Here is a 15471-nt window from a genome sequence, read left to right as displayed (position 1 = left end):
ATGCCGATCTCCGTTATGCTGCATGAATCTCGGTATTTCTTCGATTTTCTTGAAAATGATGAAAAGCGACGAATCGCGCAGCTTTTGTATCGATAATCAATGCCGGCTCCATATGAATCCGTTTCCACATGCAAAAAAAGCGAAAAGATCGAAAATAGCGTGCGGTTTCGGATTTTACTTTGCGCTGCAACCGGCGTATGATTCATGTCAACAACTTGATATTCCAAGCCAAACGCTGAATTCCCGAACCGGGAAGCGGGGGAACCAATCGAAACCGCCGATAGGAAGGACGGTTTCATGGGGTGAATCCTTTCGCGCTTGCTTTGCAAGCGCTGGGGTAGGGCACTCTCAAGCCCGAATCCGACAGCTAACCTCGTAAGCGGATTGAGAGAGAACGACGATCGTGCCTCTGCATCCTGTGTGATTTCCTGTGCTAGAAGCCCGAGAGTAGAGTTTCTCTGCTCTTGGGCTTCTTTTTGCGTTTTTATTGTTCTAAAATATCCCATTTATATGAAAAAAAGGAGAGAATGTTTATGTTGAAATTAAGCGATCCCCTGCCCGAAGTTAACGAAGGTATCTTGTCGACGAGCCGGATCGGGCATATCGAAGTCTACCGGTTCGACTGCCGGCTGATTGAGGCGCGCATCGCGGGCAATTGCCGCGATTGCAACTGCGGACTACTTAAGCTGTCCTGCCACGGCGTGAGCGGATGGACGGAATACGTCGTGCCGAACACGCAGCCGTACGCCGATATCGTGCGGTGGACTTCGGTCTTTCTGAAGCTGAAGGGGCTGTCCGTTTGCGAAGCGGTCAGCTACGTTCGGAGCCATGCCGCGGCGTGGGGACCGGTGCGCACGGACATCGCGGAAGTCGCTCTGGCCGATTTGACCGCGCAACTGCTTAACCCGTCGGCGGGACATGCTCATGAGGGGGCCGCCTTCGAGCGCTCGCGCTTGATCGACCGTTCGCAAGCCTATTGCTCATTCTGAGATGGAGTTGGACCGCACGGGCAGAATGATCGTGAAGGTCGTCCCGGCTCCCTTCTCGCTGTGTACTTCGGTTCGGCCCCCCATGCTTCCGATAATGCCGAGCGCGACCATGGTGCCGATGCCGGTGCCTTTTTCCTTGGTCGTATAAAACGGGGTGCCGAGCCGGTCGATCTCCGCTTGGGTCATGCCGATGCCTTGATCCGAGATTTCAATCAACAGCTTTCTCTGTTTCCGGTACGCTTTCATTTCCAGCGTTCCCCCATCCGGCATCGCCTCAATGCCGTTCTTGACAATGTTGATCAGCGACTGGCTGAGCCGGGAAGCATCGGCCTTGAGCTGAAGGCCCTGCTCGATGGAGCTGGCGATGCTGACCGTATTCATGAGCGCGTAAGGGGACATCAACTCGATGATTTGCCTCAGCAACGGCTCCACTTGAATAAGCTGGATCGAATCGGTCTTCGGCTTGGCAATCGCCAAATAATCCGATATGATCGCTTGGGCCCGCTCCAATTCGTTGATCATCATACGCAAGTAATCGGGTTTGGCTTCTTCCGCAATCTGATTTTTGCCCATCAATTGCAAAAAGCCGCTTACAACGGTGAGCGGATTGCGGATTTCATGGGCGAACGAGGCGGCGAGCTCTCCGACAAGATACATTTTCTCCGCGCGCTCCACTTCTTTGCGCAGCTTCATTTTTTCATAAATTCCCTCCAAAATAAAAAGTGACACCGCCATCGTGAAGGTCGTAACAAGGATTAAATTCATCAGAAACCAACTGAAGAGAAGGTCTTCCCTTCCGGTGCGAAAGCTGGAGATCACGACGGCTGTAAGCGCCCAGACGAGGGTTAAACCGGTGCCGTGAAGCACGCGCTTGATTTTGCGCTGGGTGGGTCGAAAAGGACCGAAGATGATCATTAGCGGAAACACAATCGCGTACACGATCACCGTCGTCACCATGCCTTCTCCGCCGAGCAGCGACCGGAAGGCGAGATAAGCGATGGAAATATAAAGCAAGCTGCGGTGGCCCCCGTACAAGTAGCAAAGCAGAATCGGCACATAGCGCAAGTCGAAAATATGCCCGGAAAACAAGCGAATCGGAAACGCCATGCACATCGCCATCGCTACGATAGAGAACAGGAGCAGAAACCACCGGTTGGTACGCTCCGGCCTGTCTTTGTCGAGACAAACGATTTGATAAAAAAAGATAGATAGAATAATGATAAAGATGTTCAGCAGCAGGGGAAGAACTTCAATCATAAGACACCTCCTGATGGCGATGGACTAGCGAACCGCAAACGTAATCTTCTGATCAAGCCGGTCGTTACGATTTCGGACAACGGCGGCATCTTAAATGGTTATTTTCGACAATTTTTCCTTTTTCCCTGCTGCGATTTGTTTGGAGATTCGGAGGTCGTTGGGAACCTTTGGGAAGAAAACGCGTTAAATATATTGAAAAGCGCACATCTTTCGTCTTTTTGCGCGAAATCGCTTCTAAATCAAGCCTCGCTAGAATATAGATTACTAGAGGACATGCAGATGAGGTGACGTGTATGAAACGAAGAGGATGGAGAAGATGGAGCCGGTTCTGGCGGCGGGGGAGGCTCGCGCTGCTGGCGGGCTGCCTCGCCATGACGGCGGCGGGCTGCAGCCTGACGGGCGGCGGGCAGCCGGACAAGCCCGTCGCTGCGCCGGTCGAGCCGGAGAAGTCCGTCCCGGACACGCCGCCAACGACACCGGTTCAGCCGCCGGCCTACCGGGCTCCGCTGACCGGGATGATGCTGCCGCAACCCAGCGACGCCCGCCCGGTGATGGTCATGATCAATAACCATCCCGCGGCCCGGCCGCAAAGCGGGCTGACGCAGGCGGACGTCTTGTTCGAGGTGCTGGCCGAAGGCGAGGTGACGCGTCTCGTAGCGCTGTTCCAGAGCAGCGCGTTCGCGGAGCCGATCGGCCCGGTGCGCAGCATTCGGCCCTATTTTATCGATATCGGCAAAAGCTTCGGGGCCATCCAGGTGCATGCGGGCGGCAGTCCGGATGCCTATGAGCAGCTTCGGAAAGAGAAGATCGCTGACCTGGACGAGATTACGAATGCCGGGCCTTATTTCTGGCGGGAGAAGTCGCGGAAAGCTCCGCACAACCTGTATACGAATCTGGAGAACATCCGCGCAGGCGCGCAAAAGCGGGGGTTGGACGAGCAAGGTCCGATGGTACCGGTATACGCCTTTACGAAAAGCGAAGCGGAAGCGGTCGGGACGATGGGGACGGCGGCGCAGGATGCTCCCAAGGTAGACATAACTTTTCTGTGGAAAAGTTATGTCGTCTCTTACGAGTATGATGCGGCGGGCGGCAAGTACCAACGCTCGATCAACGGCAGCAAGCATACCGATCTGAACAACGATCAGCCGCTGAGCGCTTCCAATGTGGTCGTGATGGGCACCGATCACAAGGTGCTGGACAAGGAAGGCCGACTCGACGTTCGGTTGACCGGCAAAGGTCCGGCGCTGTTGTTCCAGCAGGGCAAGGTGAGGTTGGTGGAGTGGAGGCGGGATAGGGCGAACGATCCGGTCCGCTATTACGAGCAGGGCCGCGAAGCCGCATTCCGGCCGGGGCAGACGCACATCATGATCGTGCCGCTGAATCCGTCGTTCGAAAGCCATGTGACGTATGGTGCCCCCGGCGGCGGCACGGGAAAACCGGACCCCGCTTAGCGGGACCGGAATAGACGTTACGGCTGTGCCGGTTTCTCCAGAAGGACGCGCCAGTCGTCGATTTGCAGCGATTGCAGCGTCCCGTCCGTGCCTTCGTCGGCCTGCACGGAAAAGTATTCGCGGCAGGAGGCTGGGCCGTCAAGGATAAACTGCTCGACCTGCCGCGCCTGCTCCTCCGTATCGGCGGTCCGCCGCACCCAGGACGGAAAAGCATGCCGCTTCCTGCCCATTTGCTCGTGAACGACGCGCAGTCCGGCCGCTTCGGCCAGCGCCTTCCATTCGCTGACCGCCAAGCAGCGGACGTGGCTCGGGTCGCGCATGGCCTCGAAGCGGTTCATGAAGGCGGCCAAGGCGTCGTCCTCCGGGGCGACGTTGTCGATGAACACGAACCGTCCGCCGGGCTTCAGCACGCGCGCCGCTTCCTGCATGAAGAGCGCGGGATTGGGGAAATGATGCGCGGCGATCCGGCAGGTGACCGCATCGAACGCGGCGTCCAGAAACGGCTGCTGCTCCGCATCCGCAACGGTGTACAGAATGTTATCGCATCCCCGTCCCGCCAGGTGAGCAGCCGCCGCGGCGAGCATAGGCCGGGTCAAATCGGTCGCGACAACGTGCCGGACGTGGGGAGAAAGCTTCCCGGCCGCATGGCCTCCGCCGGTCGCGATATCGAGCACCCGCCACTCGGGGCGGGGATCGAGCCACTGAAGCAGTACTTCAAGGTCGTCCCCTTGCGCGTGCCCCTCGCTGGCCACATACTTCTCCGCATGCTTGCCGAACTGCTCCTGAATGCGTGCTTTAACGCTCCGATCCTGATCCATCGTCATCCCTCCAAATTTCATATAATGAAACTAAATATCGTATAATGAAACTTGATGATTTTTATTTTATCATACAATCGCTTCATCTGACTATGACCAGACGAAAAAAGAGGATTGAGGATTTTGCCCTCAACCTCTTTTTTTTGTTAACGACTCATGGGGCGGGCCATGGCGAACTTTGAAGGACACTGACGGTTAACGTTGGCCGATACAGCCAACTGCGGATGTGTAAAGACATGAAGACAACGCGGATCGCGTTACACCTCTTTACGAATGCGAAAATTGTCGAAATTTACCTAAAAAATATATATTTTATGCCATAAATCTATTATAATGAACTAGCAATGACTAGTTAATAAGTCCTAATATGAGACTATAGAAATGGGACAGGTGAGATGAGCTTGCATTCAAAACGGAAAAGAACAACGATAGCGGCAGCAGTCATGGCGCTCTTCGTCGCTACCGGCTATTTGGGAAATGAGAGTGCTTTTGCAGATGAGAAGCCGGCGGTCAACAAAGAAATTGTAAGCCCTTACCAAACCTACACATACGATTTAATGTCAGAGCATATCCGTAAGCTGGCGGAAGCCTATCCGGAGCTCATTCAAGTCAAGCCGATCGGCAAAACCGCGTACGGTAAGGAGATTATAGCGGTCAAGCTGGGCAAAGGCGAAGCATCCGTTCTGATTGACGGGTCTCAGCACGCCAGAGAGTGGATGGGCACGAATCTCATTTTATATATGATCGACCGCTATGCTTATGCCTACGAGCACAATATGAAATATGGCGACTATGTGGTTCGGGATTTGTTGGATCACTGCTCGATCTGGTTTGTTCCGATGGTAAACCCGGACGGCGTGACGCTTCAGCAAAAGGGACCCGATGCCTTTTCCGAAGGCGCGAGGCCAGGACTGTTAGGCATGAATGGCGGCAGCTCCGATTTCAGCCGATGGAAAGCCAATGCGCAAGGTATAGACATTAACCGGCAGTATCCCGCGGAATGGACCGGAATTCGCTACTCGACCAAATATCCGATGTATAAAAATTACAAGGGCTCGGAGCCCGCGGAAACGGCGGAAGCGCAAAGCATGATCCGGTTTACCTACGACGCCGATCCGGAAATTGCCTTATCGTATCATACTTCCGGGCGCGTCCTGTATTGGCATTTTCATACCAAGCCGGAGAACTTGGAGCGGGACCGGAAAATGGCTGCAGCCCTAAGTGGTATGACAGGATATAGCATGGTCAAGCCGGAGGATTATCCGTCCGGGGGAGGATTTACGGACTGGTTTATCGCTCAATTCGGACGCCCCGGGTTTACGGCTGAAGTGGGGCCGTATCATGAGGAGACGGCGCTGCCTCTCTGGACGTTTACCGACATTTGGGCGGAAAATCAGACGATGGGCTTGTACTTGGCTTCGGAAGGCTACAAGCTGTCGCGACAACGCTATCCTATCGAGACGGTGGAGAATAAGCTTCAGCTGCTTGAATCGGTCAAGCTATATAACCGCCCTAACGAATCTTTTCCTACAGGGGGCGAGACTCCCGCCGGACCGGTCGTTTCGGATGCCCGTATGGGGGGCTGGTTCCGGATATCGACCTGGCTGGGCACGAAGTGGGTACATCTCGATAAGGCATCTTATCTTCAAGGGCACACCGAGAAATTCGTCCAAGAAATCGATTTGCAGGACACGACACCTTTATTCAAGCGTCCTGGTGCGGAGAATCAGGAACCGGCAGGCATGCTGACGCCTCAAAAGGTCGGTACGCTGGAACGGTGGAACGATTGGGTTTTGATCCATACTTGGGGAGGAGACTTCTGGACACCGTATAAGAAGCGGACGGAAGCGCAATGAGTATGATTCATAAAACGCAGCGCAAGCGAAAGGGTGAAGCTTCAATGACACGCCGATTAGGGTTTATTGTCGTCGTAACGGGTTTACTGCTGAGTGCGTCCGTTGGTCCGGCGGCCAGTGCTGAAGCCAAAAATTCTAATGAGCCGGTCATCTGTCTGGACCCCGGTCATCAGCTTTATGGGAACAACGGGCTTGAGCCCGTAGGTCCCGGGGCAAAGGAAATGAAGGCTAAGGTAACTTCGGGGACCCGGGGCGTTAAAACGAAAAAGCCGGAATATGTCGTAACCTTGGAGGCATCCCTGCTGATGAAAGCAAAGCTGGAAGCCCTCGGTTATCAAGTACGCATGACCCGTGACACGCATGAAGTGGACCTCTCCAATAAAGAAAGAGCGGCCATGTGCAATCAGGCGCGCGCCGATTTAGCGGTTCGTGTCCATGCCGACGGGGACGGTTCTTCGAAGACGAAAGGCATTTCATTGCTTTATCCCGCATGGAGCGAGTGGAGCCGGCCGATATTCGCCAAAAGCAAAGAGGCCGCTCAGGACGTATTGAATGAAGTGCTGGTTGCTACGGGAGCGGCTTCCCGAGGTATTGTGCCGCGGTCCGATTTGTCCGGATTCAATTGGTCGGAGGTGCCGACCATTTTGGTGGAAATGGGGTTCATGACTAACCCGGAGGAAGACGAGAAATTATCAGATGCCGGCTATTTGGATCAATTGACGCAGGGTGTTGTGAATGGAATCAATAGCTTTATGGCTCCGCAGGCAGAAGGAACGGAACGGGAACAGCAGGGGCGAGTTTATTTGCTGGAAACCGCCCGGTTATACGAATCGCGGAATGGCAAAATGATCCGCACGGCGCTATCGCTGACGCCGCAAACGGTACAAACCTCCGCGGTATGGGGCAACTGGCGCAAAGTGAGCACCTGGGCAGGTGACAAATGGGTGGATGCCGGACAAATGCCGATTGAGGCGCAAAAAACGGAGCGGCTTCTTGAGCTTACAAAGGATACGGCGATGTATCGAAGCCCTCTGGACAAAGCTCCCGTCGGCGGACTTACGCCTCAAAAGGTACAGGCATACGAGCAGTGGAACGGATGGTACTTGATCGACACGTGGATGGGAAGAGTGTGGATACAGGCCGATGTTCAATAGCTTTTGTCGCACCAAATTGTTTTCGAAACTCCCAAGGCACACAGGATTTTTTTACGCAGAAACCACCGTCTTCAGGTTGACTTCCTGACACGGTGGTTTTTCTTAGTTTACGTAAAATACGTCGGCAGCTGCCCGTCCAGCCTCTGTCTCGGTGCGTCATTTGGGTGCTTGAGGCTTGCGTACCGCGTTTGCCAGAAGCGAAGCGTAATATTCGGAGCCTGCGGCGTTCAAGTGGACGCCGTCGGAGGCGAAGAAGGAAGCTTTGCCCGAGCTTGCGGCATGCCAATCCACAAGCGTCGTATTGGTGAAGCGGCCGGGGGCTTCCTTCAGCATGTCGTTCACCGTTCCCTCCCATGGGCGGGGGACGCGCGTATTCACCAGCACGATCTGCTCCGCATCGGAAAGGGAGTGCAGCAGCGATTCCAGCTGCTTCTTGGAGAACGCACCGTTCGTGCCCAGCTCGATGATGATCCGGGAACCGAGCTTTCCTTTCGACCGGAGCCGGTCGGCGACCTCCTGCGCCTGGGCCAATTGTCTTCCGACCTTGCCGTCGATGACGATACCGGGCAGCTGCTTCTCCAGCTGCGCAGCGGTGCCGAGCAGAACCGAATCGCCGATCGCGGTAATCCCTGCCCCTGCTTCTTCTTCAGGAGCGGCTTCCGGGGCGACGGGAGGGGCGGTTTCAGCGACGACTTCATCCGTTTTCGGAGCCGACACTTCCGTCACCGTGCCCGTCCCGTTTCCTTGATCCGGCTGGGGTGCCGGTGTCAGCGCTGGCGCAGCTCCCTCTGCCAGGGCATTGGTAGCGGCAGGCGGCTGCGGGCTTTCTCCCAGGCAGGAAGCGCAGATGAACAAAATGAGCAGCGCCGACACGACCCATCGCATGCTCTGCTGCGGGAGACGTTTCCGGTACCAGCCGAGCAACTGCGCCCCCCAAGCTTTCATGCCTCCCCGACGAATAGGCTCCTCAATGAATTTCCAAGATAAAGCCGCAAGTCCGATGGTAGCGGTCAACTGCAGGGCGGCGTGCGCCAAGCTGATTCCGTCGCTGCCTGCCGGACCGGTGAGGACGATAACGGGATAATGCCACAGATAAATGCCGTACGAGCGCACGCCGAGCCAGCGCAGCGGATGCCAGCCCAAGATGCGTCTGAGATGGCCGGACGGGTGGGCAAGCGCCGCTACCGTGACTGCCGATGCCAGAGACAACAGTACGAATCCGCCTCGATATAAAAAGGCATCGTACTGACCGCTTCGGACGATCATCAGCAGAACGGCGAGCAGTCCTGCTGTCCCGGCCAAATCTACGATTCGCCTGATGCGGACGGATGTGCCGGCGGAGAGCTTCCCGCTCGGCCAGACGACCGCGAGCGCGGCACCGATCAGCAGGCCGAACGCTCTCGTATCGGTTCCGTAGTAAATCCGGCTCGGATCGGTACCGGGCTCGTACAGCAGCGCCATGGCGGCCGCCGAAGCAGTTGCGCCGAGCAGCATGACTCCGGCAAGCCAGCCCCGCCGGAGCTGCAAGCGCAGGCCAAGCACCAACAGCAAGGGCCACAGCAAATAAAATTGCTCCTCCACCGCGAGTGACCAGAAATGGCCGAGCGGGGAAGGGGGGCCGAAGCTTTCGAAATAAGATACCTCGCGGTACACCAGCCACCAGTTGCTGACATAGGTGAGCGCCGCCAGAAAGTCTCCCTGAAGCGCCGGCAGCCGGGAGCGGTCGACCAGCCATATCCACGCCGCAACCGCCGAGAGCAGGACCAGCATGGCCGGAAGCAGCCGCCGGAAGCGCCGCAGCCAGAAGCTTTTCAGATTCAGCCGTCCTTCTCTCCGCCATTCGGCGATCAATAAATCCGTAATCAGATAACCGGACAGGACGAAAAATATCCCGACACCGAGCAGCCCGCCGGGCGCCCACCCAGGGTGAAGGTGATAAGCGATGACGGCCAGTACGGCCAGAGCCCGCAGGCCGTCGATTCCGGGCATGTACCGGCTTTTTCCTTCGATCGGTGATGGCATAGCTTTTTCCCTCTTTCCTTAGCTCGTAGGACTTCATCTTATAGCGAAAAGAGGCGGATTTTGTAACAAAAAAGTTACATCTGCGCTGCATCGAACTATTTCCGTTTTCAAAGCGTATTTACTGTGAATACGGGAACCGGAGGATCGTTCATTGAAGGAATATTTGATCTCGGAAGAGCAATCGCGGGCTTTGTTTGAAGAACACTCTCCCTATGTCTACGGGATTGCCCTTATGATGACCAAGTCTACCATGCTGGCCGACGACATTACGCAGGAAACCTTTTTGCGCGCTTACCGGAAATTTCATTTATACGATCCCGCCAAGCCTTTGCGTCCGTGGCTGTACAGGATCACGCTAAATATGGTGCGGAGCACGCTTCGCAAGCAGCGGTGGCTTACCTTTTTCGGTCAACTGCCGGTTGAAGCCGGGACGGATTCCGTAGAGGATCTGATCCTAAAAACCGAAAGCGAGCATGAACTATGGCAGGTGGTGAACCGCTTGTCTCCGAAAAGAAGAGAGGTCCTTATTCTGGTCTACTATGTCGGGTTGTCTTTGCAGGAGACCGCCTCCCTGTTGAACATTCGTCTGGGAACATGCAAGTCAAGGCTGCATGCGGCGCTTGAACAGCTAAGGAACGACGAGGCCGAGAACTATCAACTGACGTCGATCAAGGAGGGGCTTAAATGACTTTGCATTCCGATCAAAAGGGAAAAGAGCAGGATTGGTCTACGGAATCGTCGGAGGCCGTGCAAAGCCGTTTGAAGCAGCTAAGGCCCTCTTTTACGTTCGAGGAGCTGTGGGAGCTTCACAAGCAATCCGCCGGGAAAAGCCGGTCGTCAGCAGCCAGGGGGAGCATGACGCTGCGGAAAAAGGGGATGATTCTAGGATATGCGGTTATTCTTTGCGCGATCCTGCTGACGGGAATCGGCCTCTATTCCCCAAGTGTAGGCGCTGCTCTGCAAAAAGTATTTTTTATCGATTTGTTCTATAAAAATGTACGAGGCGGTATGGACAGCGGGCTATATCAGATTGAGAAGCAAAATCTTGGTACGGCAACTGACGTATCGGTGACGGATCAGGATATTCGGCTTACCGTTGCCGAGGTGTTCTACGACGGGATTCAATTCGTAGTCAATTATCAAGTGGATTATCTCAAAAAGCAGAAGATTAAGGAAGAAGATGTCGCCGTGTATTACAAGTACAAATTTAAAGATGCTCACCCTGCGATGATAGGCACACATGCATTTACAATTACCGGTGATCATACCTTCATCGGGACGACAGTGTTCAATACCGAACCGCTGCCGGAGAATGCGCGGCTTCATATTACGATCCGACGCATCGGAACGACGGACGGGAAGTGGGATGTTACGGTTCCGGTATCGCTCGACAAATCCAAACCGCTTACCAAAATCGTCCGGCCTCAAATTGCCGGCGCTTATGAGGATAAGAAGTTTATAGTCGATCAAATTACATTTACTCCTGTTGGCACCCAAGTTGTCATCAAGACAGACCATACTGAAAGTTTATATTATTTCTTGGAGGATGATCTGGAGACTCGCTTCGATGACGCAGGCGGGATGGGAGGAAATGGGGAGGTCCGTAATAACTTTAGTCCGCTTTCCGAAATTAATCCAAAGCCTGCTTATGTTACTTTACTGGTAAAAGATTCGACAAGCGTGCAATCCAATACGCTGCATCAGAGGGAGGAGTATGCGGATTATCATGGTCCCGGAAGCTTGCCGGTCACGTTAAAGGGAGCTCGGGGAGGAACGATTACGATAACTGATGTCCAATTTCTGGAGGACTCCACGGTTGTCTATTACGAAGCCAGCGATGCCGCGAATCAGAAACCTTTTCTTATTTTGGAAGATTCGTCGGGCAAAGGTTTCGTTTCCGCCCCAAATGCCGTCCGGCTTTCCAGAGATTCGTTCGCCTACAAGCTGCAATATCCGAAGCTTCCTTCAGACCGGTTTACATTTCAACTGATCGTTAACGAGTATTCCCAAGAGCCTAAAGAACCGGTGAAAATAAAAATTCCGATCGATTGGGAATAAGTCGATATAACGCAGCAAGTCCGGTTCCCGGGCATGATGCCTCCGGAGACCGGACTTGCTTCCATAAAGGACGCTAATCGAACACGTCCCATGCTTCTTGGTTCACTTACTGCGGCTGCAAGTAAGTTTTCACCTGCCGCTTCCACAGCTCGACGTAAGATCCCATGGCCCATTGAATCATGACGACCGATTCCTTCGGCTGGAGCGGCAGCGTCATAAGAGGGATCGGAATCCACTGGTCCGCATACGGATAGATGATAATATTTTGCTCGGTGACGACGGCGACCATGTCGCGGTTCGGGGAGGAGAAGGCATCCACCGCGCCCGGCTGCACCCGCACGATATCGCGCCAGGGAACGGCCAGTTCGTCGTGGGAGACGACCGTTTGGGGCAGCGCCAGCGGCACTTCCCGCAAGCGGTACGCCGGGCCTTCCGCTGCGCCGTTTGCCGGGCTGTCATAGGAAGCGAGCTGCGCCGTCCATTTCCCTTGCTTGCGGGCGATGGTCCAGCTCTCGCCAGAAAGATCCGCTGTGGCGGTCTTCGCGCGTCCGGAGCCTACCGGCGGCGCGGGCTCCAACTCCTTCAGCACGGGGGTGGCGGCAGCGGCGAATACGCTGTGCAGCGTGACGTGCGGCTCCGATAGCGGAGCGGCCGTCTTTTGGCCCGAGGCGAGCTGCTCCAGCTCCTTCACCCACACATAGTCCTGCTGCGCCGGGGACGGGGCGGCGCCGTTTTTGCCTGCCGTCGTTTGCGCCACGGCAACATAGCGATTGCCGGCGAACATCAGCTTCTCCGACCGGACGACGGTTTGCGCCGGGTTTCCGCGGTCTGCGCTGCCGCTTGTTTTCGGCTTGGCCGAGGCCACATGGGCCGTTAGCGTATGTGCTTCCTGCGATCCGTTTGCTTTCGGCTCATTTTCGATTTTCCAGAAATCAAGCTTATACGGCATTAGAATGCCTTCGCCTTCGGCCGTCTTTTGCAACCGGTTCCGGTCCGGTGCGATAAGAACGGTGCGGTATGTGCTGGGAGCCTGAGGGTTTTCCGCTGCGGGCGCATCGGAGCGCAGGCCGATCAACAGCGCCGACCGGACGGAGGCTTCCCAATCCGGGCCGTGGGGCGCGGGAGAGGCTGCGGCGGGCTGCTGCAGCTCCGGCTTCTCCGCCGCTTCCTGCTGCACGAGAGGGAGCGGACGGCTGTCCGTAACGAACAAGAATACGAGAGCCGACGCCAGCACGGCGGAAACGCCGGCACTCCAGGCGCTCCACCTGCGAGGTCTGCGCACGGCGACGTGGTTATCGATGCGTTCTTCGATGCGCTTGCGCAAGTTGTCGTTGAACCCGTTTTGGCTGAACGGCCCGCGGGCCAATTCTTTCTTGAGCTCGTTATCCATCGGATCCAAGGCTTCGACTCTCCTTCATCTTCGATATTTTCCCCCGTGCGTGGAACAGCCTCGATTTAATCGTTCCTTCGCTTACGCCGAGCACCTCCGCCATCTCTTTCATGGACAGCTGGTGGTGAGCGTACAGGATCAGCACCTCGCGGTATTTGACGGGCAGCTTCAGCACCATATCCCACATCTCGTTCACGGCCATCTTGTTAAGCACCTCGTGTTCCGTAGAAGCGGCGGCCTGCTCGTACTCCCCGCGCGAGGCGATGAAGTCAACGAGCGTCACCTTGCGGTAGAAGGCCGCCTTGCGGTAATCGAGCGTCATGTTGCGGGTGATGGCGAGCAGCCACGTCTTCACCGAGGATTCGCTGCGGAACGTGCTCAAATTGCGGTAAACCTTGATGAAAACCTCTTGGGTTATATCGTCAGCCTGATCCCACTTCCGTGTGATGCTGTAGGCGTAATTCCATACGTCTTTCCCGTACGCGTTCATCAGCTCGTTCAAAATGGCTTTCTTGTCGGAGCTCGCGGACAGGTATTTCAAATAGTCAAAATTGACATTCGATTCCAAAGCTGCCACCTCTAATTTTAGACGATCTCCCCGACATTCCGGTTCAATCGGAACGGAACCGAACCAGCCAAGCGGCCCCGGCCCGTACCTTCTCTACCCAGTGTACTGCGATCGTCCGACGAAAGAAAGGGGCAAAATGCAGTTGACGAAACATCAACCGCTTCCAGCTCGCCGGTTATCCGGCCATATTGTTTTTCGTGTCCTGCGGACTGAAAACGGAAATATGGTCGACCTTGCCGGTGGCAGCCGGAATGACGAATTTCAGCTCGAACTGCTCGCTTGCTTGATAGACGTAGATCTGATCGTCGCCGTTCTTCGCCGTCTCCTTCGGTTTGCCGAGCGTCTTCTCAATGGCGGGCAGCGTCAGCTTGTGAAGCTCCGGATCGTAGGAGCGGACATCGAAGATCAGCTCGCCTTTATTGAAGCCGAACGTGATGCCGCGTTTCTTGTAGGTGGCGTACAACCCTTTGCCGGCCGAATCGATCTGGTCCGCCTTGCCCCATTTTTTTTCGACTTCGTCAATCAAACCCGTGTGTGCGGCGAATTCGCTGCCTTTCACCTGACCTTTGCGCGCGAGGACCAGCATGTCCTTGAGCTGGGTTTCGACGGACGCGGAGGCAGGCTCCGTGTTCGAAGGCGCTGCGGGAGAAGACGGTGCAGGCTTGGCCGGGGCTTCGGGCGTTGTTGCCACCCCCGGCTGCTGCGATGGTGCTGCGGCTTCGGGCGGTTTGGACGTTCCGGACGCTGCGGACGGCGCGCCGGATTGGCAGGCGGTCAGCGCAAGCAGACCGGCGGCCGCTGCGGTGAGCAGCTTCACTCTCTTAATCGTATGCATGCGGCAAACACTCCTTTGCTGAGAGATGAATTTCGGCTTGATCCGGATCGGCCATTGCAAGCCTTACTCTTTCTTTACCCCAAGGTCGGGTACCGTGACGAAGGCATACCCGTCCTGCTTCAACGCTTCGATCATGAGCGGCAGCGCCTCTACCGTATTGTCCAGATTGCCGTTTTTCCCGCCGAAGCTGTGCATCAGGATGATGCCGCCGTTCTTCGTTCGCTTGCGGGCAAGCTCTACCATGTCGCCCGCAGCCGCACCGGTCCAATCCTTCGTATCGACCGTCCAATTGACGAGCTGACGCCCCGCGGAGGTCAGGCTGCGCTTGATCGAAGCGGTGACGGCGCCGTAAGGCGCCCGGACCATCGGGGTGGAGGAGCCTATCACTTTTTCGATCGCTTCGTCCGTGTTTTTGATTTCTTTCTGAATCTGGTCGGGAGACAGCTTGGTCAGGTTCGCATGGTCCCAGGAATGATTGCCGATGGCATGGCCTTCGTCATGAATGCGTTTCAGCACATCCGGGTGATTGACTACCTGCCTGCCTACGACGAAGAAGGTGGCTTTCACTTCATGCTGCTTCAAAATATCCAGCACCTGCGGCGTATACTTGGTATCCGGGCCGTCGTCGAACGTCAGCGCCACTTGCTTCGTCGCTTTGACCGGTCCCGAGTTTCCTTGCTGCGCCGCGGCTCCCGGCTTACTCTCCGGCGTCCGTCCGTCGGCAGACGGCACGGCCGGCGCTGTCGGCGAACCGGCTTCTTGAGAGGATTTCGGGTCTCCCGTATATTTTGCGTGGGTCGCTTGCTCGGGAATTACCCCTGCTGCAGACGAGTTGTCCGGCGTTCGGGTCTCGTGCTGGCCGGGAGAAAGCGGCTGCCTTGTCTCCATCGCATGGAGGCTAAACATTACAATCGTCGTGGCGCTGAGCAGCGAAGCGCCGAGTACGACGAGTTTTCGGTCGGATACGATTCGTATGGCCATGTAGCATTCCTCTTTCACAGGTTCGTGCTTTGCAAATCATTTGACGAGTCGAGTCGACAAAAAGTTTAAAGTAAGTTCTCCCATTTCGACAA

General features: G+C 55.7%; 13 protein-coding genes and 1 riboswitch. Of the genes, 6 read left to right on the top strand and 7 right to left on the bottom strand.

What is annotated here, in order from left to right:
• The first annotated feature begins 223 nt into the window (after positions 1-223).
• Positions 224-398, top strand: a riboswitch (cyclic di-AMP (ydaO/yuaA leader).
• Between the two features lie 135 nt (positions 399-533).
• Positions 534-989, top strand: coding sequence for a hypothetical protein (locus NI000_RS25790; RefSeq protein ID WP_253414244.1), 456 nt, complete (start codon positions 534-536; stop codon positions 987-989).
• On the opposite strand, the gene NI000_RS25785 is transcribed toward NI000_RS25790, so the two are convergent.
• Entirely contained in the window at positions 981-2246 is a 1266-nt protein-coding gene (locus tag NI000_RS25785) for an ATP-binding protein (RefSeq protein WP_253414243.1), read from the bottom strand. The two genes, NI000_RS25790 and NI000_RS25785, sit on opposite strands and share 9 nt — an antisense overlap.
• Positions 2247-2539: 293 nt before the next feature.
• On the opposite strand from NI000_RS25785, the gene NI000_RS25780 reads away from it, so the two are divergent.
• Positions 2540-3697, top strand: coding sequence for a DUF3048 domain-containing protein (locus NI000_RS25780; protein ID WP_253414242.1), 1158 nt, complete (start codon positions 2540-2542; stop codon positions 3695-3697).
• 17 nt (positions 3698-3714) lie between these two features.
• On the opposite strand, the gene NI000_RS25775 is transcribed toward NI000_RS25780, so the two are convergent.
• Positions 3715-4515 (bottom strand): class I SAM-dependent methyltransferase, encoded by an 801-nt coding sequence (locus tag NI000_RS25775; protein ID WP_253414241.1) that lies wholly within the window; start codon positions 4513-4515, stop codon positions 3715-3717.
• A gap of 401 nt (positions 4516-4916) precedes the next feature.
• Between NI000_RS25775 and NI000_RS25770 the strand changes: the two genes are divergently transcribed.
• A complete protein-coding gene (locus NI000_RS25770; protein ID WP_253414240.1) occupies positions 4917-6371 on the top strand; it encodes a M14 family zinc carboxypeptidase in 1455 nt (484 codons plus the stop codon).
• A 44-nt stretch (positions 6372-6415) separates the two neighbouring features.
• Positions 6416-7525, top strand: a complete 1110-nt coding sequence (locus NI000_RS25765) for an N-acetylmuramoyl-L-alanine amidase (protein ID WP_253414239.1) — start codon at positions 6416-6418, stop codon at positions 7523-7525.
• Between the two features lie 156 nt (positions 7526-7681).
• On the opposite strand, the gene NI000_RS25760 is transcribed toward NI000_RS25765, so the two are convergent.
• Positions 7682-9547: an acyltransferase family protein gene (locus NI000_RS25760; protein WP_253414238.1), complete on the bottom strand. Its 1866-nt coding sequence runs from the start codon at positions 9545-9547 to the stop codon at positions 7682-7684.
• 151 nt (positions 9548-9698) lie between these two features.
• Here NI000_RS25760 and NI000_RS25755 point away from each other — a divergent pair, with 151 nt between their 5' ends.
• Together NI000_RS25755 and NI000_RS25750 are read left to right on the top strand one after the other, a co-directional pair.
• Complete coding sequence (locus NI000_RS25755; protein ID WP_253414237.1) at positions 9699-10235, top strand: RNA polymerase sigma factor; 537 nt, start codon at positions 9699-9701, stop codon at positions 10233-10235.
• Positions 10232-11605: a DUF4179 domain-containing protein gene (locus NI000_RS25750; RefSeq protein WP_253414236.1), complete on the top strand. Its 1374-nt coding sequence runs from the start codon at positions 10232-10234 to the stop codon at positions 11603-11605. The genes NI000_RS25755 and NI000_RS25750 overlap by 4 nt, the downstream gene beginning before the upstream one ends.
• 106 nt (positions 11606-11711) lie before the next feature.
• On the opposite strand, the gene NI000_RS25745 is transcribed toward NI000_RS25750, so the two are convergent.
• From NI000_RS25745 to NI000_RS25730, 4 genes are all read right to left on the bottom strand, one after another.
• A complete protein-coding gene (locus NI000_RS25745) occupies positions 11712-13004 on the bottom strand; it encodes a hypothetical protein (protein WP_253414235.1) in 1293 nt (430 codons plus the stop codon).
• Positions 12988-13563, bottom strand: a complete 576-nt coding sequence (locus NI000_RS25740) for a sigma-70 family RNA polymerase sigma factor (RefSeq protein WP_253414234.1) — start codon at positions 13561-13563, stop codon at positions 12988-12990. Before NI000_RS25740 ends, NI000_RS25745 begins: the two co-directional genes overlap by 17 nt.
• Before the next feature lie 175 nt (positions 13564-13738).
• Positions 13739-14398, bottom strand: a complete 660-nt coding sequence (locus NI000_RS25735) for a YjgB family protein (protein WP_253414233.1) — start codon at positions 14396-14398, stop codon at positions 13739-13741.
• A gap of 63 nt (positions 14399-14461) precedes the next feature.
• Positions 14462-15379 carry a polysaccharide deacetylase family protein gene (locus tag NI000_RS25730; RefSeq protein WP_253414232.1) on the bottom strand — a complete coding sequence of 306 codons (918 nt, stop codon included), beginning with the start codon at positions 15377-15379 and terminating at the stop codon, positions 14462-14464.
• Positions 15380-15471 lie beyond the last annotated feature (92 nt).

This window comes from Paenibacillus tyrphae (genome assembly GCF_024158745.1).
GTDB lineage: Bacteria > Bacillota > Bacilli > Paenibacillales > NBRC-103111 > Paenibacillus_G > Paenibacillus_G tyrfis_A.
This window is presented reverse-complemented; position numbering and strand designations above follow the sequence as displayed.